The following is a 1,076-nucleotide window of genomic DNA, read 5'->3' as shown; positions in this document are numbered from 1 at the left end:
GGTCCGTGGCCTGTCTTTGAGGCACGCACGGATGCGCCGCCACGGGGCCTGTCCTGGCCCGTGGCGTGCCGTGTTCCAGGCGCCGCGAGGACCTCAGCGCGGCGCGGACGCGCTGGCCTTGGCCGGGGCCTCTGGTGCGAGCGCATCCACGAGTCCCTGGGCCACGGCGGCGGCGAAGGCCTCCAGGGTGCGTTGCTCGCGCCAGCGCGCGGCCTCCTCGAAGTCGAGCGCGTGGTGGGTCTCGATGATGACGGAGGGGATGCGCGGCTTGCGCAGCACGAAGATCTGCCGATGTGTGGGCTCGCGGGCCACGAAGACGCCGGACTGCTCGGTGTCGATGGCGTAGAGGCCCTCGTAGTCAACGCCGTCATAGGGCGGGAAGCCTGCCTGTCCCAGCCTCCGCGCCAGGGCACGGGCCAGACTCGCGCGCCCGGCCTGGAGAAGCGCGGTGGCTTCCGCGGACTCCGACCAGAGCACGGTGAAGCCGGGCGCGGAGTCCTGCCGGTTGCACTGTTGGTCCGGCGTTGGAGACCATGGCGTGGCGGTGCCACGCGAGTCGGAGTGCAGGCTGAGCATGGCATGGGCGCGCCACTGCTCGGCGGCGGTGACGCGAGCGGCGTAGGGGACGCGCTCGCCCGGCCTGCGACTCAGGCGCACCTGGAAGTGGCCGGTCGCCTCCAGTCGCTTCGCCAGGTCTTCCGCCACTCGGAGGGTGAAGGTCTCCTCGTCCTCGCAGGTGACGCCCTTGTTGCCGGTGTTCCCCTCCGCGCCGTGCCCCGCATCCAGGTAGATGCGCCGCTTCCCGAAGCCCTTGGGGAAGCGCACCTCGGCCACGGTGAGCGGCGCGCCCGGCGCGGGCCACGTGGGTGCGGGGACGACGGTGGCGGTTTCGAAGGATGCGGCGGCCCCGGCCCAGAGGGCGAGTCCCAGGCGCATCAGCAAGAATGTCTTCGGCATGGTGCTTGAAATGCCCAAGAAAGGAGCGTCGTTGCGTAGTCTCCCTTGTTGATGGGGTGGAGTGGAAGCCCACATCGCGGTCGAATTCGACTCACTGAGTAGAACAGCCCCTCATGGAC

At 70.3% G+C, this 1,076-nt stretch carries 1 protein-coding gene; it reads right to left on the bottom strand.

Going from position 1 to position 1,076, the window contains the following annotated elements; genetic code table 11:
- Nucleotides 1–93 precede the first annotated feature (93 nt).
- Complete coding sequence (locus MYMAC_RS19750; protein WP_204816811.1) at nt 94–957, bottom strand: N-acetylmuramoyl-L-alanine amidase family protein; 864 nt, start codon at nt 955–957, stop codon at nt 94–96.
- Between the last annotated feature and the right edge of the window lie 119 nt (nt 958–1,076).

The organism is Corallococcus macrosporus DSM 14697 (assembly GCF_002305895.1).
GTDB lineage: Bacteria > Myxococcota > Myxococcia > Myxococcales > Myxococcaceae > Myxococcus > Myxococcus macrosporus.
The sequence above is the reverse complement of the archived record's forward strand: the minus strand, read 5'-3'. Positions and strand labels throughout refer to the sequence as shown.

Coding starts and splice junctions, on each gene's coding strand:
- MYMAC_RS19750 (WP_204816811.1), bottom strand. CDS start 957: ATGCCGAAGACATTCTTGCTGATGCGCCTGGGACTCGCCCTCTGGGCC.